The sequence below is a fragment of the Nostoc sphaeroides genome (genome assembly GCF_003443655.1).
GTDB classification, from domain to species: Bacteria; Cyanobacteriota; Cyanobacteriia; order Cyanobacteriales; family Nostocaceae; genus Nostoc; species Nostoc sphaeroides.
The window spans coordinates 5,845,934-5,871,807 of record NZ_CP031941.1; the positions used below are offsets into that span (position 1 = coordinate 5,845,934).

The window sequence follows — 25,874 nt, forward strand, 5'->3', positions numbered from 1 at the left end:
TTCTTGCTCCCACTGATAGCGAGTCCGCGAGCGTCTTTCAATTATGAATTATAAATTATCAATTATGAATTAGTTTGACATCTGTGCTACCCTACTTTGTCTAACTTTGTTCTTGTGGTTGTCCTATTTGTGCAGTTAACTTCTCTTTATCCTGCCTGCGTTTTTTGGCGTAAAGTTGAATAGTGACTGCCATCAAAATAATCATGCCAAAAATAGCCCAAGCAGCGATATCTGTAGGTAGATTATTCTTAAACACAGCCAGCAACACGATCGCTACTAACATAACTGTGGGTGCTTCATTTAGAGCACGTAATTGCTGACCACTCCAGCCACACTCATCTACTGCTAACTTTTTCATCAGCCGAGCGCAGTAATGATGATAACCAATTAAAATAGCCACAAACAGCAGTTTTATATGCAACCAACCCTCTTTTAAAACGTCCGGTTCAGTGGTTAATAAACCGATAGCCATTGCGATCGTCACGTACATTCCTGGGTTAGTGATGATATAGTAGAGACGCTTTTCCATAATTTGATACTGATTTTTCAGTATCGTTTGCGCTGGTTCGGGTTCAAGGTTGGCTTCAACGTGATAGATAAAAAGACGAACTAAGTAGAACAAACCAGCGAACCAAACTACAAATCCGACAATATGAAAGGCTTTAAACCATGAATAAGCCATGAATACTAATCTCCTTTACTTGTGGTTGTGAGCCATTTTTAATGGTAATAAAAAGTTCACAAATGCAGGCTGAAATAACATTATAAGTCTGGCAAAAATCCAGAATTAATTTCTTTCCCACAGATAAATCATCGGTATTTATCTGTGGTTTCATTTTTATAATATCGATTTTTGCCAAAAGTATATTGTCAATGAGCATCTTTACGACGCACAAAGGGTAAAAGGTCTTCTAAAATCGCTTCGTGGTAGTGTTCTTGAGGATAATGCCCGACATTGTTAAGTTTTATTAATTCGGTATTTGGTACGGAATTGGCAAAGTTTTCGGCAATGTCTACGGGTAACCAAGGGTCAATCATACCCCATTGAATCAGAATTGGCTGTTGCCATTCTTTAAAGCCAGATTCAATTTCTTTCATTGCTGAATCAAGCTGTAAATTGCGAATACTTGATAAGAGACTCCGCCCAGATGAAGAACTTTTCAAGAATGGTTTTCGATAAATATCTAATTCCTTATCCCCTATGCGATAACGGCTTCCACCTTCTAGCGTTCGGTCAACCAAAAGCGGGTCTTGGGTCATGACCTCACCTGCCAAAGGTAAACCCATTTGTTTAATTTTCCAGGGTAATCTGGCAGCAGTTGAAATTGGTGTATTTAAAATAACTAAATTGGCAATTTGTTCTGGATGACGCAAGGCATATTGTAATCCTACAGAACCTAAAAATCCTTGGACAACTAGAGAAAAGTGTTCAAGTTCTAGCGCTTTAACAAATCCTTCTAAAGCTGTAATAAAAGCATCAGGAGTGTAAGCAAAATCTCGTTTTTCTGGTTTTAAAGAATTGCCGTAACCAATCCAATCTGGAGCGATCGCTCTTGTCCCCTGATTCGCCAAAGCAGGTATAATATTACGCCAGCTATAACTTTGTGAAACTAAGCCGTGTAGCAACAACACAGGCGCTAAGTCACTTCTGCCGATTGGTAAAGATTCCCGATAAAACCATTCCAGTGAATCTACATTGATTTTATGTTCTGTTATTGACACGCTATTTTCCTATATTGGGCATTTGTCATTTGTCATTTGTCATTTGTCATTGGTCATTGGTCATTCGTCATTAGTTATTCTTTCTCCCCCTGCCTCCCCTGCTCCCCCTGCCTCCCCTGCTCCCCCTGCCTCCCCTGCTCCCCCTGCTCCCCCTGCTCCCTCATCCCCCTATTCCTTGAGAAATAATCATCTCACGAATCGCATAAGCTGTAGCGGGTGCTAGTAAAACGCCGTTGCGATAGTGTCCGGTAGCTAGGAGGACATTACTAAACCCTGGTAACTTACCAATAACTGGGGCTGGACGACCTTCAGGACGGGGACGTAAACCCGACCAGGTGCGGCGAATGGTTGCTGTGGCTAATTCTGGACAAAATGCGATCGCTTGTTTTCTAACTGATTCCAGCAGTTCTTGATTTGGCGGTATCTCATGGCCATTGTTGGGAAATTCCACTGTTGCACCCACCCAATAATCTCCACCACCCACAGGAACAATATGCACATCGTTACCCGTTATCGCTGGCTGGAAGTCTGGATTACCCAACGGATGCCCTACATGCATTTGCAATGCTTGCCCTAGCACGGGGCGGATATCAATTATTTGATTTAATTTTGCTGTCAGTGGTGTTGAACCTAACCCTGCTGCGACTACAAACCAATCTGCGGCTATTTTTCCTTCTGTAGTCTCAAGTTGAACGCAAAATTGGGGGGAAGAATCAGGTGGTGAGGTTTGGGCATCCAAAACAGCGACACCAAATTTGAAGGTTACACCGTTTTGTTGGGCAGCCTCAACTAAAGCTAATGTGAGAGCAGTTGGATCAAGTTGACGATCTTGAGGAGAATAGACAGCGCCAGTTATTGTTTCGCAATCAACTTGAGGACAGATATTTTTGAGTTTAGCCGTATCCCATATTTCTAAATGCCAGCCTTGAGAGTGGCGAACTTCTACAAGTTTTTCCCATGCTGCTAAATTCTCCTCTTCCAAACCAAGACTGAGAATTCCCTGGCGATTAAAGGGGATTTTGCGACCTGTTACAGCTTCTAGTTCAGGAATCAAAGTTTCATAGCGTTGGATGCTAGTTTCCCGCATCTGCCAAGCTTTGCCCTTAATTTTTTGGCTGATTGCGCCCATTAAAACGCCAAGTGCAGCGCCCGTAGAAGCTTGGGCTGGTGCTTGCCGATCGCAAACTGTGATTTTTAGCCCTTTTACTAGACTCAGTTGGTATGCGATCGCAGCCCCAACCACACCACAACCGATAATAACTACATTCATGACTTGTGCTTTAAATGAGAAGTTAGGAGGAAGTTAGAAGTTAGGAGTTAGCAGTTAAAAATTTGAGAAATTAGGAGTTAGAAGTGAGAAGTTAAAAATTTTAAATTCTTAACTCTTAACTCTTAACTGCTAACTCTTAACTCCTAACTCCTAACTCCTAACTCTTACCTCTTGTAGAGACGCGATTAATCGCGTCTCTACTGTACAGACGCGATTAATCGCGTCTCTACTTTTAACCCTCTTCTTTCTTAGGAAGCAGATTGAGGAATTTGTCAATATCTGCAAAAGCAGCTTCAGAGCTAGTCAAGGCAGGTTGAGGTTTGCCAGCACTAGTAGCTTTATCAAGTTTAACCAGGTCTTTAAAAAAATCTTGCGTTATTTGACGTGCTGTGGGTTGGTCTTTGGGTAGAAGGTTGGGAGTTACATAAGTCAGATTCAGCTTTGCTTCCGTTATCGGGCCATGTATAAAATTACGCACATTAATCCAATCACCTTTTTTAATCAGGGTTGTCAATTCTTCTGAGCGATCGCGCACAGCCTGAATTTCAGGAACATAAGCCTGAATTCTTTCAAGTTGCGTTGCTGTATAAGTCGGAGGTGCTACCGCAACACCAGGGCCGCCACAACTAATTAGGAATGTGGCCAATAATACTAGGAAAAATGAAAAAATCGAGCGTTGACGCACCATACATTGAACTTGATTACTGTTTTTTTGCCGATTAACAGTGTCATTTTAGATCGCTAGCGTAATTTATCGTTCTTATCTGCCAGGGATTTTGCAGAAAATCTTGATATTTTTTCCAAACGGCAGAGTTTCATCTGCTTTTCAGGATTTTTTAAGTACAATTACTTAATAGGTGTTAGCCAGTCCCAACAAGAACCTATTTTTGGTATCTGTCTAGTAACCAGGATTGTTAGGGAAATATGATTTAGAGTTGCTAAATCTCAAAGGTCTTGATAAGCTGAAACACCGATAAGATAAGCCTTTTAGCGGTTTTTCTGTCTTCACATCCCCGAAGATGCCGACGCGATATAGGAGTGTTTTTTAGTGAATGCAGCTGAACAGGCAACGAACCTTGAACTCGCCAGCAACATTGCTACGGTGGTTAATTTGTTCAAATTCGAGTTTCCTGATGCCAAATCTGATCTCAAACCCTGGAAGAATGACCCGGAAACCAGGGAGTTAGTCGATCCAGATTCTATAGATATTGGCTTTCACTTTCCTGGTATCAGCAAATCTTGGCGAAGTCGGAGTATTTTAATTCAAATCCGATTTTATCAAGATCCCATCAATAATTCCCGGCGGGCGATCGGCGTGGAAGTAGCTGGCTTCGATCATCGCGGTGAAGCGTGGCGACTTTCTACGGTAGAAAACTGGAGTGTTGTCGGCGCATCTTCGCCTTCTGGCGAAATCGAGGATAAGCTCAAACAGATTTGCCGACACATTTTAGAAGTTTTTAATAAACCAGGACTTACGCATTGAAAACCTGAAACCTAGATCCCCCCATTCTTGACAGGTTAAGGTCATCAAAAATTTGTCAATGAGTAATAATACTTAAAATATTGCCAAAAACAGGGTAGAAAAACACAATTTTTGGGCTAGCGATGCCTACGGCGGGCTGCGCCTACGCGTCGTCTTAAAAAGCATCACTCATTCTTACCCGATAAAGTCCGTAGAAGATGAGATTTGATACCTAACTACAGTTTCAATTTTTAGCGTAACTACTATTGACAAAACGAATTTTGTCTTAACCTGTCACGAATGGATCCCCCCTAACCCAATACTGCTCGGTTAAGGAAAGAAAGTGGGCTGAAACCCTTGAACTATCGTTGTCTATAATGCCCAAAAGAGGCTTAACCGAGCAGTATTGCCCCCTAACCCCCCTTAAAAAGGGGGGAATGATAAAAGCCCCCTTTTTAAGGGAGTTGGGGGCAAATCATCCCAATACAATAACCATTCGTAAAAATCTGGAAGACTTGCGGCGGAATCGTCAGCCTTGATTCAGGAGAATGGTTGCTTTTGTCTGGCGTTGGTTTCAGTAATTTAGGTAATCTGCACCGGCTGCATTACCAGCCTGGGATTCAAATCCCAGTCTAATAAGTAGACAAGATAATTAATTACACAATGTCATTTCAAATGCAGGTAAGCAAAATGAAGCGATCGCAACCCTTATAACTACTTCTCTACGATACAGCACTTCCGGCAGCTATGAGGTACATCCTCAAATCTGAAAGCTTTGATAGGAGAGGGCAAGGAGAAAAGCTGTATTGCATAATAGCCGGAAGCGCTGTATGCTTTGCGAAGGGTGCGATCGCAATAACTGTAAATATTTTTGTTTCTCTACTTAATGAGCCTCTGAACTCCATTAATGAGTCTTTGAACTCCATTAAAGAGCCTCTGAACTCCATTAAAGAGTCTTTTAGCTCCATTAATGAGCCTTTGAACTCCATTAAAGAGTCTTTTAGCTCCATTAATGAGTCTTTGAACTCCATTAAAGAGTCTTTTAGCTCCATTAATGAGCCTTTTAGCTCCATTAAAGAGCCTCTGAACTCCATTAAAGAGTCTTTTAGCTCCATTAATGAGTCTTTGAACTCCTTTCCATTATTCAGCTACAGCAATTCCAGATCCTCGATTTATTTGAAAAATTAGGGATCTAACTGCAAGTAGTTTTGACTCTACTTTGTCAGACATTATTAAATTCAGAATAAAATAGTAAATATATCTTTAGTTATTTATACTTAATTTATGATAGTTAAATTTGAAATCTAGCTTGATAAAAATGATTATCTAAGATTATAGAGATAGCGATCGCGGTTAATAGCACCATCTTTTACATCACATTCCACAGGATTTGAACCTAAATCCCAAATAGAAGATGTTTGTTTGATGCTAGTAATAATAATTTTTCCATTTTCTTGAATAATCTCAAACTCTTGGTTTTCTCCTAATAGTTCTTTAGGGATTAATAAGCCTTTTTCTGTTGCTGTTAATTTCATCTGTAATTACCTCGATTTATTTTGTAAGTTAATCAAATGAATTTGCTTTAGGGCAGACAAGATGTCATTGGTGTCAACTTAACGTGAAACCCTTGTCAAAACGTCATATTCAGTTCTCTGGCTTCCCATCACGATCTGCGTTACCCCACCCTAACCCTCCCCTTGGAAAGGGGAGGGAACTGGATTTTCGGTCTCCCCCCTTTCCAAGGGGGGATTAAGGGGGGTAAAACGCCTGTGGAATAAGCTTTTTAGCTTAAGTTGACACCAATGGCAAGATGCCCACCCCACAAAATTGGATAAGGCTACCAGTTACCTACAGGTTGAGCATTATGAGAAAATATTGAGGGATCAATTGAAATGCCTAACCCTTCAGCTACACGACTACCATAAGAAACATCTGCCCGGAAGAAGTGGCAAAGTTGACGCATTTGGATGTCTTCTCTTGCTTGACTTAGACTACCGACAATATTTTTAGCCAGCCGCTCTTGCTGTTCAGGAGTCATTAACCGATACAGATCACCAGCTTGGGTGTAATCGTCGTTTCCTTCACGATGACTGTAACGATCTACTGTGACATCGCCCAAATGACTAGGTGGTTCTGCATAAGCTGGATTTTCTTTGGGCGTACCCTCAGCACTATTCGGTTCATAGTTAGGAACGCTACCGCCGTTGTTCCCCGATGCCATAAAGCCATCTCGCTGATAATGCATCACTGGACATTTGGGCTGGTTAACGGGTAGTTGCTGATAGTTACCACCCAAGCGATAACGTTGAGCATCTGGGTAAGAAAATATCCGAGCTTGCAGCATTTTATCTGGAGAGAAACTAACGCCCGGAACCACAGCACTAGGGCTAAAAGCAGCTTGCTCTACTTCGGCAAAATAATTCTCAGGGTTCCGATTTAGCTCTAATATCCCGACTTCAATTAAAGGATATTCTGAGTGCTTCCAAACTTTGGTCAAGTCAAAAGGATTATCTGGATGTTTTGCCGCTTGCTCCTCAGTCATCACCTGAATACACATCCGCCACTTAGGATAGTCTTTTTTAGCGATCGCTTCAAACAGATCGTGAGTCGCATGATCGGGATCTTCGCCCTTAATCTTAGCCGATTCTTCCTCCGTCAAGGTTTGATGCCCTTGCAGAGTCTTAAAGTGAAATTTACACCAAACGCGATCGCCTTCAGCATTAATTAAACTGAAAGTATGGCTACCAAAGCCGTCCATGTTTCGATAGGTTTTGGGTATTCCCCTGTCTGAAAACAGGATCGTCACCTGGTGAAGCGATTCTGGACTGAGTGACCAAAAATCCCACTTTGCATTCTGGTCTTTGCAATTGGTTTGGGGATTGCGCTTTTGGGTATGGATAAAATCAGGAAACTTCAAAGGGTCGCGGATGAAGAAAATAGGCGTATTGTTGCCTACAATATCCCAGTTGCCCTCTTCAGTGTAGAATTTGATGGCAAAACCTCTAGGGTCACGCTCGGCATCTGCTGAACCCTTTTCTCCTCCGACTGTCGAAAAGCGCAGGAGAACTTCTGTTTTTTTGCCAATTTCAGAAAAAAGTTTGGCCTTACTGTAGCGGGTGATGTCATTGGTAACCGTGAAAGTACCATGAGCCGCCGCACCTTTAGCGTGAACAACTCTTTCAGGAATACGTTCTCTGTTGAAATGAGCCAGCTTTTCTAAGAGGTGGAAATCTTGAATTAATACAGGCCCACGCGATCCAGCTGTAAGTGAGTTCTGGTTATCGCTAACTGGAATACCGTCAGCAGTTGTCAAGTTTTGGGGTTCAGTCATGGGTAAAGAAGCTCTCTGTGAAGTTACTGGAACTGAAAAGGTAAATTTTTGTTGGTAGATAGATGCTTGCCCACTGATAGAGCCAATTAATTCATAGTCATAATGAGTTTACATATAAAGCATACTCGATATGACTATGAATTTCAACAAAATTATTTTGTATTTTTAGGATGTTAAGTGTTCATAAGCTGTTCCACATTTAACCTTCCATAATTAGGGCGCTCATGTTGCCCACCCCACAATAGTTATATTAATTTTGAATATGCAAGCTAGATAGCGTATTTCAGGTAAATGAGGTACATCCGTAGGGGCATGGCAGTGCCATGCCCCTACAATTATCTGTACCTCACCAACTTGCAATCTGCTGTAAGTGTTTGAGAATCAACGAGCAAACATCTGTCGCCTCAATTTGATGTTCATTAACTAGATGGGTTTGATGAGTGATAAATAGAGGCCCTTCAGCAACAGAAGTGGTGATATTACCGTGAGAGCCACGTACTAGAGAAGCATCCAAAGGAATTACGTCCATTAAGTAGCGAAAACCCAGTTGTTTCTTAAGTAACTTGAGAGCAATTTTTCCTTGAGGAAATCTAATCTGCGGATCAAGGAAAAGTTCTACAGGATCGTAACCAGGTTTGCGGTGGATATCTACAGTTCTAGCAAAATCAGGCGCTTTTGCGTCATCGAGCCAATAATAATAGGTAAACCAAGCGTCAGGCGCGGCGATCGCAACTAACTCTCCCGATCTAGGATGATTAAGGTGGTAGGCTTGTTTATCTTCGTCATCCAATACCTGTGCTACGCCTTCAGTCGCTTCTAAAAGCGATCGCACTTTCGGGATGTACGCCGGATCGTTCACATAGACATGAGCAATTTGATGATCGGCAACAGCAAAAGCAATGCTAGCACCAAAATCTAGCAGTTCTCGCCCTAATTCTTCCCGCACAGCAATCAAACCGTTTTCCCGTAATACACGATTGATATCTACAGCTTTGGAAACTGGGGTAATGCCATACTCAGAAAGAATAATTACCTGAGTATTACGTGCTTGAAAATATTCAATTAAATCGCCACAAACAGCATCAATTTCTCGCAAATCAGCTTGGATGTGTTTTGCATCATAACCAAATTTTTGCAGACAGTAATCTAAATGTGGTAAATAAACTAGTGATAATGTAGGGCTGTAACGTTCCTCAATCCATTTTGCTGAATTGGCAATCCATTGACTAGAACTAATGGTAGTTTTTGGCCCCCAAAAATCGAACAGAGGGAAGTTTCCTAAATCAGATTGAATTTGCGATCGCACATCACTAGGATGGGTATAAATATCAGGTAACTTTCTCCCATCTGCGGGATACATCGGGCGCGGCGTAATGGCATAATCTACTGAAGAATACATGTTGTACCACCAAAAAAGGTTGGCACAAGTGAAGTTTGGATCAATTGATTTAGCTATTTCCCAAAGTTTAGGAGATTGCACTAGTTTATTAGATTGTCGCCAAAATTTCACTTCACATTCATCGCGGAAGTACCAACCATTAGCGACAATTCCATGTTCATCAGGCAATTTTCCTGTTAAATAAGTAGCTTGAACAGAACAAGTTACAGCAGGTAAAACTGTTGCGATCGGGACTACTTGCCCTTTGGCAACCCAAGAAGATAAAAATGGTGTGTTTTCTCCTATTAAACTGGGCGTTAATCCGACAACATTTAGAACAACCGTTTTCTGCATAAATTAATATCCTTTTAATTTGCCGTAAATTCTTTTAATACCCACTCATATTCTCGTTGAATAGAAGTCAGCAAATCTATCTTCATTGCTGCTGGTAATACATCCCAAGTGTAAGTCTCAATTTCTAAATGTGAGCAAGCATTGTTTGTTTTGAGTAAATGTAAAACGGTAGCAATGTCATCTTGGGTAGACTGCAAAATTTGATAATCATGAATAAAAATTGGGACATGGAAGTGAGTACGCCACTCTTGGGCTAGAGATTGTTCTAAATGTGGTAATGCAGTTATTAAGTCAGGATAATGATGGAGTGTACCATCACTGCGACGTTCTATTACTTGGTGAAGATAAGTAGATTCAGCAAATGGACGTAAGCGTTCAACTATCAAGCTACGTTTTTCAACATCAGCAGGGATTTTTACTTTAATCGCGGCGCTGATTTGAATTTTGCCAATTTTAATCCCTGCTGAGTGCAAACGCCCAAATACAGATTGTGGTTCCTCATATTCAACAGAAAAATGACAGGTATCATAGCAAATCCGAACGTGTTCTAGCAATTTGTTTTCTGCTAAACTCTGCTCAATATTTAACTTTTCTGATAAGTAATTACCGCCAATTGGCAACAACAAATTTTGATAAAAATCAATTAATTCTGAGGTATTTTCAATTAAACCATCAGGCTCAGGTTCTAAATCAATATGTAATATTTTTCCTGTTTCTTCGCAGATGCGAATCATTTCTACAACTACTGACGCTATGTTTAAACAACTCTCTTTTAAAACTGTCTCGAAAGTTGCTTGATCTTTTTGCCACCAAGGTTTATAAGATAATGGCAACGTAGAAATTCCGCCATCCAATCCTTCTGGTAACAAAGTAGCTAAAATTTGCACCAAGTTTAATGTATAATTTACCCGTTCTTGTGTAGACCAATCTGGTGCATAAACTTGATCTTTTACCACCTGTCGATGGAATCCGCCATAAGGGAATCCATTTAAAGTAAAAACATATAAATCTTCTTGAGTAAGCCACGCTTGGAATTGAGCCAAGTTATTATTTTGTAACAGTTCTTTAGCAGCTGCATCTGCTAATCTTAAACCAATACCAAAAGCTTCTTTTGGCGATAAACGTGATTTGAGATTGAGAACATATTTTTCCAAATTGGCGAAAACCTCTAGCCAACTTTCGCCAGGGTGAATATTGCTGCAATAAGTTAAGTGAAAGTTGCTGTCTTTTGTAATTTTCATTTTCTAGCTTTATCCCTTGTATATGTAATCCATTTTCTTTGGCTTATACTATTTCACAAAATACCTGCCGCATACTCATGGGTAAGGGCGCACATCTATCATTTGTGTCAACTTAAGGTAAAACTCCTTTCAAATCTCGTTTCCAGCCTCTGGCTGGAAATGTTCATCATAGCGGCTCTACCGCAAGTGAGAGAGGCGGAGCCTCTAAGATGGCATTCCCAGTCGGAGACTGGGAACGAGAGAATGTAAAAGCTTGTTTTAGACTGGCTTTCTCGTTAAGTTGACACCTATGCACATCTATGCGCCCCTACAACCGATTTATAGGATTACTTGGTGTATAGATTCAATTTTAAGTAACAGCAAATGCTTTTGCTAACTTCATCGAGAATGGTAGCAAAATTAAAACGAATAAACCGTAATACAAACCAGCAAATCCAGATGCAACTGTTGCATCTAAAACTATTAGAGATAACACGCCTATTTTCACGGCATTTCGGATATTTTCGGCTATTGGTTCACGCGCAGCTTTGATAAAATTAGGCAAGACTCTGATAGCTAACAAAATACCAAATGGTAGTGCTGCGATCGCTTTATACTCTCCTAATAATCCTAAAGCTAAAACTGCCGTCAAAACTATTGCAATCAGCAGTAATGCAAGGACTCCTGTAATCTTCTTACCTCCGTGAACTTCACCCTGACTAATTGCGGTGATAGCAGCAATGTAAAAAATAGGAATCAGGGCTAAATACCAACGTTCTTCTACTATTGTAGGTACAGCACTTACGCCTAATAATAAGTTACTGCCACGACATAAACCCATATTTAAAGGGCCAAAAAAAGGATGATGTTTGGCGAGTGAGTCATATAAAAGGCATGAAAGAGTAATAAAAATAGCGATCGCACCACTCAACAACGATACTTGAAAAGCAGCGATAATCCCGATCGTAAACAGTATACTCCCCAATAAAGTAGCATTTTGACGAGATACGCGACCACTGGGAATTGCTCTATTTGGTCGCTCTTTTGCATCTAATTCAGCATCAAAAACATCATTAAAAACTATACCGCCGCCGTATAAACCAGTTGTAGCTAATAACAACCAAGCTAATGGAATTAGTATGGTAAAACTTGCTTCTCCATTGATTAATTGAGCAAAAATAATTCCAGAGCCAGAAGCGGCAAAACCAACAAGAATATCCGCCCAAGCAGTAACAATATTAGCCGGACGCATCAATTCTAGATAACCCCGCCAGCTTTGAAAATTTAAGCTTGCAACATTCACTTATCTGCCTCCGTGCCTAATAATTTCTCAAAACAAACCGCATATTATAGATGAATCAGATATTTATGCTCCCCACTCTCCAATACAGACGCGATTAATCGCGTCTCTAGCAATTTTCTACTCAATCAACACATAATCTGAAACTGATTTGATTCCTGGTTCTTGTCCCCGCAACACAGAATTGCCATTGAACAACTGACGTTGATCAACAGATTGTGGATTAAGCCAGTCTGATGCTTGCATCTGCCCAGTTTGACTGTAAGCAGCTAGGGCGTTTTCATAACAAACTGCTCGCACATGTTCTTCAGGAATACCCCTGTCTAACATCAACTGAGCCGTTTTTGGGACTGCCAAAGGATCGCTAATACCCCAATCAGCGCTGCTATCTACAATGATGCGATCGCGTCCATACTTACGGACAACTTCAACCATCCTAGCGTTACCCATCTTCGTCTGTGGATAAATTGTAAAAGCTGCCCAAAAACCCCGTGCTAATACTTCCTCAACGGTTTCCTCGTTGTTGTGGTCAATAATTACTTGTGAAGGATCTAAGCCGTATTCAATACAGCGATCCATACTCCGACTAGCACCCGCCTTTTTATTGCGATGAGGCGTATGAATTAGCACCAACATATCGAGTTCTTTGGCTAATGCTAACTGTTGACAAAAGTACTTATCTTCTGCTTCTGTCATGTCGTCGTAGCCAATTTCACCAATGGCAACAACTCCCTCTTTACAAGCATAAAGTGGTAGCAGTTCTATAACTTCTTCTGCTAGTGCCTCATTGTTAGCTTCTTTCGGATTTAGGCCAATAGTGCAGTAATGTTGGATGCCAAACTGACTAGCACGAAACCGTTCCCAGCCCACAAGACTACTGAAATAGTCTTTAAATGTGCCAGCGTTCGTTCGCGGTTGTCCTAACCAAAAAGCTGGTTCAATAACGGCAACAATGCCATATTCCCGCATTACTAAGTAATCGTAAGTAGTGCGCGAACACATGTGAATGTGAGGATCGATAAACATCATAGTTGTAATGATTGGGCAAGTGGGCATCCCTTCTCTGGGAGACGCTACGCGAACGGCTTCGCTCAGGGCAAGTGGGCATCCCTTCTCTGGGAGACGCTACGCGAACGGCTTCGTTCAGGGCAAGTGGTAATTGGGAATTGGTTATTTTCCTTGTTCCCCCTCATCTCTCTCATCTCCCTCATCCCCACTCCCTTTTATTTGTAAACAAAAAGGCCATCGCGGCTAAAACTATTCCAAGTCAGATTACCTTTTTGAATGGATGACTGTAAATCTGGGTAGCGAGAAAGTAATGCTTGTGCTTGGGGTAAAGGAGACTCAGCACAAGCTAACGCTGCTGCTTCTTGCTCGTGTATATCCCCATTAGCCAGTACTTTTTCTAAATCTGTGATGATTGCACTATCCGCAAACCGCCCTACAGTCCGCCAAAGTTCTGGCGTAACTGAGCGTTTAGCTGCCCAACGTTCATGAGCATAGTCTGCCAACATCCTCGCTAATTCTGGATTAGCACGCCGATCGAGTCCCCAAATTAGATGCAACGGACTGCCGACAAACACAGCCTTCAGCACCATCTGATTCCAAGCAGCATTATCTAAATAATCTGCTGGATAAGGGTTTCGTAGTGCGATCGCTTGGAATACATTACTCATATTGCTGCGAATTCCCTCAGCAGCGCGATGGCGATGTAACTCTGGATGTGGTAATAACGGCAAACTTTGATAAAGGACTACTAACTCCCCCATATCGGCAGTGGAGAAGAATTTATCAAGCGATCGCACATAGCCCTCAGCATCATCATAGGGCAAAGCTAGAAGCAAGAGTGTACGACCTGCTTGATCTACACTCCAATGATCGGGATACCAACCGGGAATCACATCCTGTGCTGCTTCCAAGTCATCGAATGTTAGCTGCAAATCCTGTTTACCTAGATAACGCGGCACAGCACTAAAAGCCGTAAAAAACACTCTCTCAGCAGCGCCGCTAGCAATCTGTGCCTGTTTCTGTTCCAGCCAAGCAAAAGCTTTCTCTGAAACAGACTTTAACAGCCAGTGATGCAGTAACTTGTTTACTTTATTCATGATGAATTTCAGGAAAAGTTGCCCAACTTTTTTGTGACAACCAAGTATAAAATCTAGCACTAAACTTGATGCTTTGTGATTCAAGCAGCTAGATAATATAGTACCAAGATCATAACTTCACTGAATCTATAAAAATCTCCCGACTTTAAACAAGATATTGTAAAGATACTATTTCGATTAGATAAAGCCTCAAATTTTCTGACGGTTTGCATTAATTTTCCTTTAAATGCATGTTTAATAAGCAATCAAGCGGACATGATATAAATATCGCCTGAAGGCATACATCTGTTTTTGCAAAAGTCAAAAACAGATGTATGCTTTGGTGATAATATACTTTATCTGTGCAACAGACATAGGAGTGAAATTAAATATGCCTTATCTAGAACCTTTGTAAAGACGTAGCAATGCTACGTCTCTAGATTCTCCTATGTCTAACGCTTAATTAATTCCAAACACCGACTCGACAGTTGACTTAATCGAATCCCGCGCATCCTTCAAAGTTTGACTAATGGGATGCTTTGCCTGCAAAAATACACGCGCACAATTGCGTCCCGGCATTCCCGAAATCGAACCACCTGGGTGAGTTCCTGCACCAGTCAAAAATAGATTCTCAATTGGCGTTTTGTAGTTTGCTATTTCTGGCAAGGGACGGAAAAATATCATCTGATCTAAAGTCATGTCAATATGGTAATAATTCCCTTTGTATGCACCTAATCTTTCTCCTAGTTCTGCTGGACTTTCTACACGACGGGCGATCGTTGCATTCTTGACATTGGGTGCATAGTCTGCCAATTTATCAATCACCCTATCTGCAACTTTGTTTTTCAATTCATCTGTCCAACCAGTACCTTTTAAACCAGTGCCTTCTGCACCGGCTATTTGATAAGGGGCAAAAAATTCAATCCATACAGTATGCTTACCTGGGGGTGCTAATGTGGGGTCTAAATAACTAGGCATCACCACATACATTGATGGATCAGCATCAGGAATCTCTCCCAAGGTGCATTTACTATGAGCCTGTTCTACATGAGCCACAGAATCGGCAATTAAGATAGAACCAACGAGATATTCGTCTTTGTGGGCGTGGTATGGAAAGCGCAGTGGTTCGTCTAAAGCTAAGTCTATCTTGAGGATAGTTTCGTTATTGTTAACGATGCGGCGTTCTAATCTTTCCCATAACTCAGGATCGGCTCCATCGATATCACTTTTATCAGTCATTTGTAAAAATAACCGCTTGGCATCAATATTAGAAATAACCCCGTATTTAGCGCGATATTCTTTGCCACCAGCTACTCGCACACCAACAGCTTTTCCATCATCAATTAAAACTTTTTCTACGTGCTGATCTGTGAGAATAACGCCACCTTTACTAGTGACTAAATTCACTAAAGCTTTCACAAGTGCGCCAGTTCCGCCGCGTGGTCTGGCCATTCCAGGGTTGTGACGCATTGCCATCATAATTGCACCAATGGCAAGGGTTTTTTGCGATGGCGGCGCACCAAGTTCTGCTGCTAGTCTTGCTAATGGCGCTTTCAGAAATTCCTCATCAAACCACTCGTTAAGTAAATCCTCAGCGCTGGTTAACATGGTGCGAATAAAGTCCAGCGTTTTGTTTGGGGAACCAATCATCGAAAATAAATCTTTTAATTTTTTGATATCGTAGTTGCCCACGATATCTATAATTGACTTGGGCGGTGCATTAAACATCGGAACCATTGCACCGATCGCACGTTGCCAATAATCTACAAATTCTGCGTATTTTTTAGCATCACGTTCACTATAACGAGCGATTTCTGCACAAGTTTTTTCTAGCGATTTATGTGCTAAGAAATACTTCCCATCAGGATGAGGACAGAAAACAACTGGATCGCATTCCAAATAATGCAAGCCGTATTTTTCTAGTTCTAATTCTTCAACTACTGGGCCCAAGTGAATAAATTCATGGTCAATAGCACACAAGTTAAATTTAAATCCAGGAGCCTCTTGTGGTAAACATTCTTCAGTTGTTGCTGCACCACCTGGAACAGAACGCTTTTCTAGTAACAGGACGCTATAACCAGCTTTCAGCAAATAAGCTGCACAAACTAACCCATTGTGTCCAGCACCGATTAGCACAACATCATACTCTTGCATAGTTGAAATTTAGAAATAAGTAGCTTTCCAAATTCTAGAAACATTTTACTACTTTTACATCATCCTTCAGTAGCAAAAATTATCTTTAACTACTGCCAATACTGCTAAGGAGATAATATTTCTAATGATGGTATTTGCTTCATTTGAGTTTCTACCAGAAGCACTAAGCTACCAGTTTCTACTTTTATATCTTTAATAGAAAACGCCATATCCTCCCATTTTAAATAGGGTAGATTCATCAGTTCTTTGGCTTTCTGCATTAAAGCTGTAACTAATTCTATTGAAATACCCTCTCCCTCAGTGCAGTTAAAACTCTCCAGCATTGCGGGTTGTGAACTAGTCCGTGGACGAAGCAGCGCAGTGTAAGCAAAAGGACGAGTATTTCCCATTTCCTTTAACAGCACTTTTCCTCTACATTCTATTTTGCCTTCACCAGGTAAAAATACTTGAATTTTTTGTGGTTCAAAACTTACAATCTCGCCATCTACATTCAACTCAAACTTTTGCATCCAGCTGCGAACAAAGTTTGAGGTCAAGGCGTGGTTAATATCTACTTCTGTAACTACAATGCGACCTATGGCATTTACTGGCTGATTGAGTTCTATTTGACCAAAAAGAGCGCTTAAGGGATTGATGTCAATAGTATCTGTTTGCAGTTTGATTTCCTGTACCCGAATGCCTTCTTGGATCACTAATCCAAGACCAGCAACCGAAACTCCATCCACCTGTCCCTGAACTATTTTCAATAGATCGGTTTGTACATCTATTTCAATTTTTTCTGCGTCATCTAGCTTTTCAGATATTCTTCTTTCAGCTTCCTGGGATATAAATTTTTCTTCAAATCGATGATCATCAGGCATGAATTAATAATCTCCTCAATGTCCTCTTACTCTTCACTGTAAAGGCTAGTTCTAAAGAATAAATCTATATTGAGGTATATGATAAGTTGTAGATTAAAGTAATTTGTAAACAGGACTGCGATCGTTAAGTACCAAATGCAAAGGCTTTTAGTTAATTATCCATTAGGTTTAAAATATATCTAAATATATATAGCGATCGCTCCTTTTTATGCAATATATTTTGACCTCTCTCTAAACCTATCTTCTAAAAGATGTGGAAAAGCTAACGATTGACTTAACCCCCTAACCCCCAACACGTAGCGGGAAGGGGGAAAATTCAAAGTCTCTCTCCTTAAAGGATGAGAGAAATAGAAGTGAGGTTTTCCAGATACCGTGAAAAGTCAGTTAGCAAAGAGGTTCGGGGTTAAGTCTTTTGAAAATTTGCTGAACGCAACCATCAAACTCCTCAGCATCAAACAGTGGTTGTCTGTAAAATGGGAGACTTCACCTGACGTTGACTCGTGACAACCATCTCAATAGGACGATCTGGCCCTGTGACCAAACCACGGCGTTTAGGTCGCACTTCACCATTATCAACTAGTTGTAATTCGAGGCTAGACAGGATTTTAGCGATCGCTAGCTTCATTTCCAACTGGGCAAATGCTAAACCAATACAACGCCTTGCGCCACCACCAAAGGGCAAATATTCATAAGCTGAAAATTGTCTTTCTAAAAAGCGTTCTGGCTTAAACTGCTTAGGTTCTGGATAAATATCTTCTCGGTGGTGGGTTAAATAAATAGAACCAAGTACTACTGTACCCGGTTCTAGTTCATAACCGGACAAGGATAAAGGCGTTCTTACTACTCTAGGAAAGGTGATTATACCTACTGGATAAATGCGTAAAGTCTCAGAGCAAACAGCATTGAGATAGGGTAACTTGAAAATGATACTGGGGTCTGGATTATCGCCCAAACTATCTAATTCTTCTAGTAGCTTTTGGCGCACTGATGGTAATTTATGAATCCAGTATAATGCCCATGCTAAAGCTGTAGCCGTGGTTTCGTGTCCGGCGACTAATAGAGTCATCAATTCATCGCGCAATTCTTCATCAGTCATAGGTTCCCCTGCTTCATCCGTAGCAGCCATGAGTAAACTGAGAATATCCGTGCGTGATGAATCTGCTTGTTCTCGACGTTCCCGAATTTCTTCATAGATGAGTTCGTCAGATTCTTGTTGACGGCGCATCTGTTTTCCCCAAAAGTTAATTGGGCCAAAATCTCTTTGCAAAACTGGAAAATAAAGCAAAGCCACAAGTAAGCGAGAACTGCCTTTTTCTAAAACCTCACCCAAAAATTGCTGTAGTTTTTCGGCGCGAGTCCCTTCATGTAGCCCAAACACAGCTTGCATAATCACCCGCAGCGTAATAGCTTGAGTAGCAGACCGAATATTAAAGGGTTTGCCTATTTGGTATTGGCTGATAACTTTTTGGGTAACATCGTTAATTACCTGGCTATAGTTTCGCATTCTTTCGCCGTGAAAAGGAGGCATTAACAACTGGCGTTGGCGCTGGTGTTCTGCGCCACTAATGGTAATGACAGAATGCTTACCCAGCAAAGATTCAAACACCCCATTCAGATCACCAGGCGCTTCAAATTCTTTGGTATCATTTGTCAAAATTTGTTGTAGCGCTTCAGGGTTGCTGACAATTACCAAAGGAGGAGAATTTTTTTCTAACCTCATAGTAAAAGTCTCCCCATACCTTTTGGCGCAAGCTTCCATAAATGACATGGGATTGGTAATCCAGCGTACCATCTGTAAAACTGCTGGGATTTGCGGGCCATTTGGTAACTTCATAAGTTTTTTTACTGCTTAATATTTTTTTGCTACTTAAACTAAGGGAACTCCAAAAAATAAATTATTCCACATTCAAGTCGTTGACTGTTGACTGTTGACTGTTGACTGAAAACTCGTGAACCGTCAACGGTCAACAGTGAACAATAGCAATGGAATATTTTTTTACTTGGAAGTCCCTAAGTGAAATTTTGGTTGCGTGACCATTTAAATTACTTATTCTAACGTTGCAAAAAAGCAATAAACTGTTACAACCTCGAAGATGTAAAATTTTTGTTAAATTCAACAAGCATCTACAGTTTCACCTGAATTTTCATGTCATCTGGAAAAGCCGACGAAAAACCTAACCCCCTAACCCCCAACTCGTCGCTCTAAGGGGAAAAATTCAAAGTCTCTCTCCTTAAAGGATGAGAGAAATAGAAGTGAGGTTCCCCAGATACCGTGAAAAGTCAGACAGTTTCATCTAATCGTCACAAGGTACTCAGCATGACTGCAATTTCCCCAAAGGCATCTTCAGCGCTTCCCGATTTTTCTGAAGGAATTCAATATTTTGGTGAAGCTTTACCAGATTTTGAAACTTATGGTGCAACACCTGCTATAGAATCGGGCAAAATAGCGATCGCATCTCCCACAGAACCGAATGCTGTATATCAAACTTTACTTGCTGCTGATGCCTTACGCTATCTAACTTTACAAGTTACCGCTAGTAAAGCTTCTGGGCATCCCGGTGGATTCGCCAGCCAAGCAGAAGCTTACGCCTCTCTTGTCATGCTGGGATACAAGAACATTATTACCGAAGTCGGACACCACGCCCCCGGATTTTATAGTGCCATGTTCTTGGATCGATCGCTAGAGGATATGGGAATATTTACAGTTCAACAATTGCGCGATCGCTTCCGAGAAAAGCACGGACTTTTAGGACACCTTTCTGGTTACATCCCTGGTATTCTCGCACCTGCGGGGCCTTTGGGACAAGGGCAACACTTTGCAATGGCAGCTGCACTGTTGCACAAAGATAAGTTGTTCCCCTTTACAGTTGGGGATGGTGGATTGGGTGAGCCTTATATTGTAAGTGCGATCGCACATTTCCATACAGCTTATCCTGCTGTCACCAACTTCTTACCGGTGTTGGTGTGGAACGGTTACAGCCAAGAACATCACAGCATGGTTTCTTTAAAAACCAATGAACAGATGCAAGCATATTGGCAAGGTAACGGTTTTGATGAAGTGGTGTTAGTGGATGCTAAGGATTTCGACGATAAAAACCAGTCAGGGGATTACGTTGATAGTACCGCCTTTTCCTTTGAGAAACGCCTAGAATTTACGCAAGCAGTACTTTCGGGTGTAGATAAAGCAGCGCGTTTTGCATTGGGTGGTAAACTTACCGTCTTCATTATTAAACAACTCAAAGGTGCAGGAGTTCACGCGCGGGGTGCAAAATCTCACAACCTGTATCCTAAAGATACGCTGGATGCAACCCATATTGTTAGTGCATTGCAAACCCGTGCTTTATCTGCGGAAGCTTGGCAATTAGTTAGAACAAATGCAGAACGCGCCGGTGGTGGCCCAGCAGCAAAAACTGTGGTGACAGAATTTGAATTTCCATTACCAGAATTAGGCGAATTACCTTTAGAAGAATATGCAGTTGGTGGTGAACCAAAAGTTTCCACAACTGCGATGGGACGATTGGTAGGAATAGTTGGAAATAAAGATCATAATTTCCTCGTCACCAACGCTGATGGTAACGAAGCATCAGGAATTGCCAACATCAATCAAGCATTAAAGATTATTCACCCCACAACCGACGATTTATATAACCAAGCACCAAATGGACAAGTTTATGAACCATTGAGTGAAGATGCTTGTGCCGGTTTAGCTGCGGGTTTGGCGTTAATGGGTGCGAGAACTTTGTGGTGTTCTTACGAATCTTTTGCCATCAACGGATTACCAATTTGGCAAACTGTAACCCAATCAATGGCAGAATTGCGCCGTAAAACTCCCTCGACTATTACTTTATTCACAGCCGGGGCATTAGAGCAAGGGCGTAACGGTTGGACTCACCAACGTCCAGAAATTGAAGCTTACTTTGCTTCGTTGATGCGAAATGGAAATGTTTTCCCATTATTTCCGCCTGATGCTAATAGTATTCAAGCCTGTTATGAGTGGGCATTGAAAACTAAGAATAAAGGAATTGTGATTACAGCTAGTAAATCGCCGTTACCAATTCGCACAACTTTAGAACAAACTCGTCAAGGGTTGCGCGATGGTGCTGTGCTATTGCATGAAGTTGCTGGTGATAAGCAAGTTGTATTTGCTGTGATTGGTGATATGACATTAATGCCAGTATTTGAAGCAGCAGCTTTTTTGGAAACTGAAGGTATTGGTGCAAAGATAGTTTCTGTGATCAATCCTCGGCAATTGTACCGTAGCCATGATACCGCATGGGATACTTGTTCTGAACCTGAAGGCGGTTTCTTGGATGATGCGAAATTTGCCGAATTATTTGATGGTGATGCGTTAATTGCTGTTACTGGTGGTGCTGCGGGGATGCTGGAACCAATTCTGTTACGGAGTACAGCCAAGCGCGATACCTTTGCTTGGAAACGTGGCGAAACTACAGCCAGTGCTGGCGAGTTGATGGCGTTTAATGGATTGACTGCTGAAGCGTTGACAAAGAGGGCGATCGCGTTAGTGCATTAAGGGACTTCCAACAAATAAATTACCCAATATTGTGGGGCGGGCATCTTGCCCGCCTTTCTATGCGGGCGGGCAAGATGCCCGCCCCACAAGAAGTAGTTGAGTATTTTTTTATTTGGAAGTCCCTAAAGCTAAAATTGTTTCCACTTTTATCGCATTTATACGTATATAAACGCTGAAAATTGCGTCGGAATGCGTATATTTGCGTTTTTTTATTGAAGAGAACCTAGCAGACAGGAAAAATAGGAGTAGATTTGCTGAAATCCTTTGACAAAAGCTGGTTTTGAAGTTGCAAAAGCTGGTTTTCAAGTCGCAAAAGCTGCTTTTCAAGTCACAAAAGCTGGTTTTCAAGTCGCAAAAGCTGCTTTTCAAGTCACAAAAGCTGGTTTTCAAGTCGCAAAAGCTGGTTTTCAAGTCGCAAAAGCTGGTTTTCAAGTCGCAAAAGTTACTTTACGAGTCAGAAACCTAGTTTACAAGTCGCAAAACTTGATTTTTGTAGGTAGGACGAAGGGTGATATTTTTATCTGGAAGCGTGGGGAATTTGGAGACTTGAGGAAAAGTGCGATCGGGTTAGTTGATTAAGGATTTTCAAACCGCAGATGTACGCAGTGAAATGTGGATAATTTGGCGTTTGATTGCGTAGATTTGCGGTTTTTATTAGATAGGTTTTGATGTTTATATAAAGTATAATTAATTCAAAATATATATCTTTTATCTATGGGTGTCTAATTTTGCTAGAAAACATCAAAATATCTGAATTACCATCAGTTTATTTAGTTGACAAAGACCGTCTTCCTAATTGTGTAGCTATCTACTTTGTATTTGACAGTAAAGGTCAGATTATTTATATAGGTAGAACTATTAATTTAGTTGAAAGATGGAAAGCACATCATAGATTTAATCAACTAAAAAGATTTAATCGTAAAAATACTCTTAGTATTAGTTGGTTGACTTGTAGTAGTGATATAGAAAATCTATCAAATCTCGAAAATGAGTTTATCAAGTTATACAAACCACCCCTTAATTGGTCTAAAGTAGTAGTACCAATTAGAAAAATAACTCCATCCGAAACTGCTTTACAGCAAAGTCTTCAGCAGCTAGGCAAGTTCAATGTTATGATAGTTGGCTTTGATCCAATATCAGATCGAGAACCACCAACAATATATTTAGTATATCCTGTTTATGGTATGAAAGGATTCTCTGGAAGTATTAGAACTGCATTAAAAAACATTAACAAAAAGGCTAGCTCGCTAAAGTGGAAAGAATACAAAACTTATTCTAAATCTTCCGGTAAATTCGGTTTCTGGGAGACTGAATACAACGGGTTAAGAATAAATTTATCTCCATTTGATAGTTTAGTTTACTTCATGGAACATTCAACCCGTCGGACTCTAGCTGGAATAGAACTTATGGCATTTAGTAGGGAACAGCTAGAATTAATTTTAGATAAAAAAGAAGAAAATGATGAGAATACATCAGGTTTAGAAGCATTAGAAGATGATCCTATTCCAGTAGAAAATATTTATAGAAATCAACCTTTAAATAGTAATTATAAAAATACAGTTGAAGTTGAACCTTGGGAGGAATTAGAACAAATGGCTGAAGGTGAAGTTAGAGTAATGACTCGTCAGTTTGTGTATGTGGATGATATAGAAATAGAAGTATGTACTAACGACAATGGAAAGCACTTTGTTAGACACAATGTTTACTGGTGGATAATGCACAATCATAAAAATCCTAGTCGTCAGTACGATTGTATAATAGAAAATACCAAAAATTCAGTTGATAGACTGCCTACTATCAGATGGTCTGGTTATAAATTTAGATTTGAGATGATTAGGTTTAGTGAAGATGATGTAGAAGTTGAGAGTGTGCTATTTCCACTAGCTATGTTTGAATACCTAATGAAAAACAAATCAAGGTTTAATAGTCAAGTTCTAGAACAAATTTTAAAGGGTGAGTATAAATCAACTGATTATGATAGAGGAAGTATAAAACTATTTGTATGGCTACAATCTAATTCTATATCTTCGCTGCTTCAAACCAATAATAATCAGTAGGTTTAGTTGAGAGAACCCAACAATATAATGATTCATATCCCCTACTTCTAAGATTGATTTTTTAGGCGATTAATTACAGCAAGCAATGACCTGTTAAATCTTCCAAAATGAAATCATGACCACAGATGCAGAATATCAAGCAAGAATTATTAGTTATGACTGGGATAATTTAATAATTTTATGGTCAGAAATTAAAGCAAGAAATACTTCAAATTTTTGGGATGCAGGTAAAGCATTAGAATATGTAATTTTACGCGCATTCCAGCTTGATGGTGCGGAGGTAGCTTGGCCTAATACTGTAAAAATTCAAGATAAAATAGTACAACAAATTGACGGAGTGGTATATACAGACAGCCTAGCCTGCCTGATAGAATGTAAAGATACAACTGAAGAAGTTAATATTGAACCCATAGCAAAGCTACGAAATCAACTACTACGAAGACCAGCAACAGCAATTGGTAGCGTATTTAGTCGCACTGGATTTACAGAAGCCGCCGTAATTTTAACTGGGTTTGTTGCTCCTCAAACTATTCTCTTGTGGGGAGGAGAAGAAATTGAGTATTCACTAGCAAATAAATGTATATGTAAATTCCTAGTTAAAAAATATCGTGTTTGTGTTCATAAAGGTATCCCTAATCACGACATTACAACGGAGATTTTTTCATGACATTAGCATACATGATCACAGAAAGTAATAAAGATGTAGAAATTTTACAGAAATTACTGCCAAAACATCTGAGTGAAGATATCAAATTTATCGCAGGTGAAAGTTCTTACAGAGCGCGTTCTTTAGGTACTTCACTTCTTGCTACTCGTAAAACACCTGTTGCTCTTGTCTTAGATGCAGACACAGATAACGAATCTCAAATATTTGAAAAACGTGATTTAATTAATTATGTCTTAAGGCAAGTATCATCTGGAATTCCCTTTCAAGTATTTCTGGGAGTTCCCCAATTAGAAATTGTATTTCTCCAAAATAAATCATTAATTGAGAAAATAGCACAACGCCATTTTAATGATTTAGAATGGCAGTTATCTCAAAGTAAACCTAAAGAGTTTTTAGAGACAGTATTTGGTAATAATCAACAAATAAACGCTAGGATATTTAGCAATATAAATGATGAAGAAATTAGAATACTACAACAACATCCATTAATCCAAGAAATAATTACTTTCTTATCATCGTTAATTACGTCTTCTGTAGCAATTAATTAGCCATCAATATAGTCAATTCTCATCTTCAGTAATTTTATGCTCAAAATTATCCAAGCAACCTGCACTAATGGCGAACTAGTTCTGAGTGAAAAACTTAGCCCCGAATTAGAAGGTAAAACCATACAAATTGTGATTTTGGAACCAACTCAATCTACTCAAATAATTAATGATGGAGAATCCAAAATCTATCAATTTTTAGAAAAAGTTAATAACTACTCTTTCCGACTTCCTCCAGATTACCAATTTAATCGAGAAGAAATATATGAGCAATAATATTTTCCTCAATGCTCATTTTTTCTAGCCTCTGGTATTAACTAATAAATTTTAAAATATTATTTGGCTGTATGCCATTATAAATTAGATTATCAGCCGCGATCGCGCAATTTCTCTTTTACCGATTGGACGTACTTGTATGCTGTAGAGTGAAACAATTGCCACAGTTTCCCCATCTAATGTGACAAATTCAACCTCATATCCTTTGCCACCCTGATGTACTAAAACAACTGTACCTATATCACCCTCTTCTAAACTATATTCTGGTATATCACTAGTCAGAATAACCCTATCAAGTTCTTGAATCATTCTTCTCTCCGTTTCAGTGGGTATGAAGTAACAAATTTAGGAATAGTTTCCCCTGTTTCAATAAACCAAGCCGAACGAATCACGGGGTTTCTACCATCCGGTGAAAGCAGTGTACCTTCTACAGCATATCGAGTTCCAAATGGTGAATCTTCAATCTTTGTAACATCGTTATTAGCAACATGATTTAGTAATGCTTTAGCAAAAGTTTCCCAATCCTCTACTGAAAAACCAAACGCAGTGAAAAACTTTTCCTTGCTGCGTCCATCGGGGTGAGTTGGTGACAACAGATACTCAGTTATTTTTCGCTGTGGCACAACTGCCAGTTCATAATTCGGCAGTTTCAATCCGCCTCTC

Annotated in this window: 25 protein-coding genes; 7 read left to right on the top strand and 18 right to left on the bottom strand. The window is 40.2% G+C overall.

Annotation, left to right across the window (positions count from 1 at the left end; all coding sequences use genetic code 11):
- Window positions 1-100: 100 nt before the first annotated feature.
- The 5 genes from hemJ to psbQ form a co-directional block, all read right to left on the bottom strand.
- Window positions 101-682 (bottom strand): protoporphyrinogen oxidase HemJ, encoded by a 582-nt coding sequence (gene hemJ, locus D1367_RS26130; RefSeq protein WP_118169476.1) that lies wholly within the window; start codon window positions 680-682, stop codon window positions 101-103.
- Window positions 663-860, bottom strand: coding sequence for a hypothetical protein (locus D1367_RS31315; RefSeq protein ID WP_181984965.1), 198 nt, complete (start codon window positions 858-860; stop codon window positions 663-665). Before D1367_RS31315 ends, hemJ begins: the two co-directional genes overlap by 20 nt.
- A 10-nt stretch (window positions 861-870) precedes the next feature.
- Window positions 871-1,722 carry an alpha/beta fold hydrolase gene (locus D1367_RS26140; RefSeq protein ID WP_118169480.1) on the bottom strand — a complete coding sequence of 284 codons (852 nt, stop codon included), beginning with the start codon at window positions 1,720-1,722 and terminating at the stop codon, window positions 871-873.
- Between the two features lie 160 nt (window positions 1,723-1,882).
- Complete coding sequence (locus tag D1367_RS26145; protein ID WP_118169482.1) at window positions 1,883-2,992, bottom strand: NAD(P)/FAD-dependent oxidoreductase; 1,110 nt, start codon at window positions 2,990-2,992, stop codon at window positions 1,883-1,885.
- Between the two features lie 232 nt (window positions 2,993-3,224).
- The gene (psbQ, locus tag D1367_RS26150; protein WP_118169484.1) at window positions 3,225-3,680 is read right to left on the bottom strand and encodes a photosystem II protein PsbQ; all 456 of its coding nucleotides are present in this window, start codon (window positions 3,678-3,680) and stop codon (window positions 3,225-3,227) included.
- 360 nt (window positions 3,681-4,040) lie between these two features.
- Here psbQ and D1367_RS26155 point away from each other — a divergent pair, with 360 nt between their 5' ends.
- Window positions 4,041-4,475 (top strand): hypothetical protein, encoded by a 435-nt coding sequence (locus D1367_RS26155; RefSeq protein WP_118169486.1) that lies wholly within the window; start codon window positions 4,041-4,043, stop codon window positions 4,473-4,475.
- A 701-nt stretch (window positions 4,476-5,176) separates the two neighbouring features.
- Here D1367_RS26155 and D1367_RS32445 read toward each other — a convergent pair.
- From D1367_RS32445 to D1367_RS26210, 11 genes are all read right to left on the bottom strand, one after another.
- Window positions 5,177-5,569 (bottom strand): hypothetical protein, encoded by a 393-nt coding sequence (locus D1367_RS32445; protein WP_118169488.1) that lies wholly within the window; start codon window positions 5,567-5,569, stop codon window positions 5,177-5,179.
- A gap of 207 nt (window positions 5,570-5,776) precedes the next feature.
- A complete protein-coding gene (locus tag D1367_RS26165; protein ID WP_118169490.1) occupies window positions 5,777-5,989 on the bottom strand; it encodes a hypothetical protein in 213 nt (70 codons plus the stop codon).
- Between the two features lie 302 nt (window positions 5,990-6,291).
- Window positions 6,292-7,785, bottom strand: a complete 1,494-nt coding sequence (locus D1367_RS26170; RefSeq protein WP_118169492.1) for a catalase — start codon at window positions 7,783-7,785, stop codon at window positions 6,292-6,294.
- Between the two features lie 346 nt (window positions 7,786-8,131).
- Window positions 8,132-9,517, bottom strand: coding sequence for an alkaline phosphatase family protein (locus D1367_RS26175; protein WP_118169494.1), 1,386 nt, complete (start codon window positions 9,515-9,517; stop codon window positions 8,132-8,134).
- 14 nt (window positions 9,518-9,531) lie between these two features.
- Complete coding sequence (gene eboE, locus D1367_RS26180) at window positions 9,532-10,758, bottom strand: metabolite traffic protein EboE (protein ID WP_118169496.1); 1,227 nt, start codon at window positions 10,756-10,758, stop codon at window positions 9,532-9,534.
- Window positions 10,759-11,107: 349 nt separating this feature from the next.
- Window positions 11,108-12,040, bottom strand: coding sequence for a UbiA-like protein EboC (gene eboC / locus D1367_RS26185; protein ID WP_323808663.1), 933 nt, complete (start codon window positions 12,038-12,040; stop codon window positions 11,108-11,110).
- A 117-nt stretch (window positions 12,041-12,157) separates the two neighbouring features.
- A complete protein-coding gene (locus tag D1367_RS26190; RefSeq protein ID WP_118171661.1) occupies window positions 12,158-13,066 on the bottom strand; it encodes a TatD family hydrolase in 909 nt (302 codons plus the stop codon).
- Window positions 13,067-13,260: 194 nt separating this feature from the next.
- Window positions 13,261-14,142, bottom strand: a complete 882-nt coding sequence (locus D1367_RS26195; RefSeq protein ID WP_118169498.1) for an EboA family metabolite traffic protein — start codon at window positions 14,140-14,142, stop codon at window positions 13,261-13,263.
- Between the two features lie 438 nt (window positions 14,143-14,580).
- Window positions 14,581-16,275 carry a beta-carotene ketolase CrtO gene (gene crtO / locus D1367_RS26200; RefSeq protein WP_118169499.1) on the bottom strand — a complete coding sequence of 565 codons (1,695 nt, stop codon included), beginning with the start codon at window positions 16,273-16,275 and terminating at the stop codon, window positions 14,581-14,583.
- A gap of 104 nt (window positions 16,276-16,379) precedes the next feature.
- Window positions 16,380-17,135: an LmeA family phospholipid-binding protein gene (locus D1367_RS26205; protein WP_118169501.1), complete on the bottom strand. Its 756-nt coding sequence runs from the start codon at window positions 17,133-17,135 to the stop codon at window positions 16,380-16,382.
- 451 nt (window positions 17,136-17,586) lie between these two features.
- Complete coding sequence (locus tag D1367_RS26210) at window positions 17,587-18,969, bottom strand: cytochrome P450 (RefSeq protein WP_118169503.1); 1,383 nt, start codon at window positions 18,967-18,969, stop codon at window positions 17,587-17,589.
- 483 nt (window positions 18,970-19,452) lie between these two features.
- Here D1367_RS26210 and D1367_RS26215 point away from each other — a divergent pair, with 483 nt between their 5' ends.
- The 6 genes from D1367_RS26215 (at window position 19,453) to D1367_RS26240 (ending at window position 25,211) form a co-directional block, all read left to right on the top strand.
- Complete coding sequence (locus tag D1367_RS26215) at window positions 19,453-21,666, top strand: phosphoketolase family protein (protein WP_118169505.1); 2,214 nt, start codon at window positions 19,453-19,455, stop codon at window positions 21,664-21,666.
- Between the two features lie 264 nt (window positions 21,667-21,930).
- On the top strand, window positions 21,931-22,245 hold the full coding sequence (locus D1367_RS26220; protein WP_118169507.1) for a hypothetical protein: 315 nt from the start codon (window positions 21,931-21,933) through the stop codon (window positions 22,243-22,245).
- A 149-nt stretch (window positions 22,246-22,394) separates the two neighbouring features.
- The gene (locus D1367_RS26225; protein ID WP_228674738.1) at window positions 22,395-23,723 is read left to right on the top strand and encodes a GIY-YIG nuclease family protein; all 1,329 of its coding nucleotides are present in this window, start codon (window positions 22,395-22,397) and stop codon (window positions 23,721-23,723) included.
- Window positions 23,724-23,838: 115 nt separating this feature from the next.
- A complete protein-coding gene (locus D1367_RS26230; protein WP_118169511.1) occupies window positions 23,839-24,390 on the top strand; it encodes a restriction endonuclease in 552 nt (183 codons plus the stop codon).
- Window positions 24,387-24,938, top strand: coding sequence for a hypothetical protein (locus tag D1367_RS26235; protein ID WP_118169512.1), 552 nt, complete (start codon window positions 24,387-24,389; stop codon window positions 24,936-24,938). Before D1367_RS26230 ends, D1367_RS26235 begins: the two co-directional genes overlap by 4 nt.
- A 36-nt stretch (window positions 24,939-24,974) precedes the next feature.
- Window positions 24,975-25,211, top strand: coding sequence for a hypothetical protein (locus D1367_RS26240; RefSeq protein WP_118169514.1), 237 nt, complete (start codon window positions 24,975-24,977; stop codon window positions 25,209-25,211).
- 84 nt (window positions 25,212-25,295) lie between these two features.
- Here D1367_RS26240 and D1367_RS26245 read toward each other — a convergent pair whose 3' ends face one another.
- Entirely contained in the window at window positions 25,296-25,520 is a 225-nt protein-coding gene (locus tag D1367_RS26245; protein ID WP_118169516.1) for a DUF4926 domain-containing protein, read from the bottom strand.
- Entirely contained in the window at window positions 25,517-25,864 is a 348-nt protein-coding gene (locus D1367_RS26250; protein WP_118169518.1) for a DUF6883 domain-containing protein, read from the bottom strand. The genes D1367_RS26245 and D1367_RS26250 overlap by 4 nt, the downstream gene beginning before the upstream one ends.
- Window positions 25,865-25,874 lie beyond the last annotated feature (10 nt).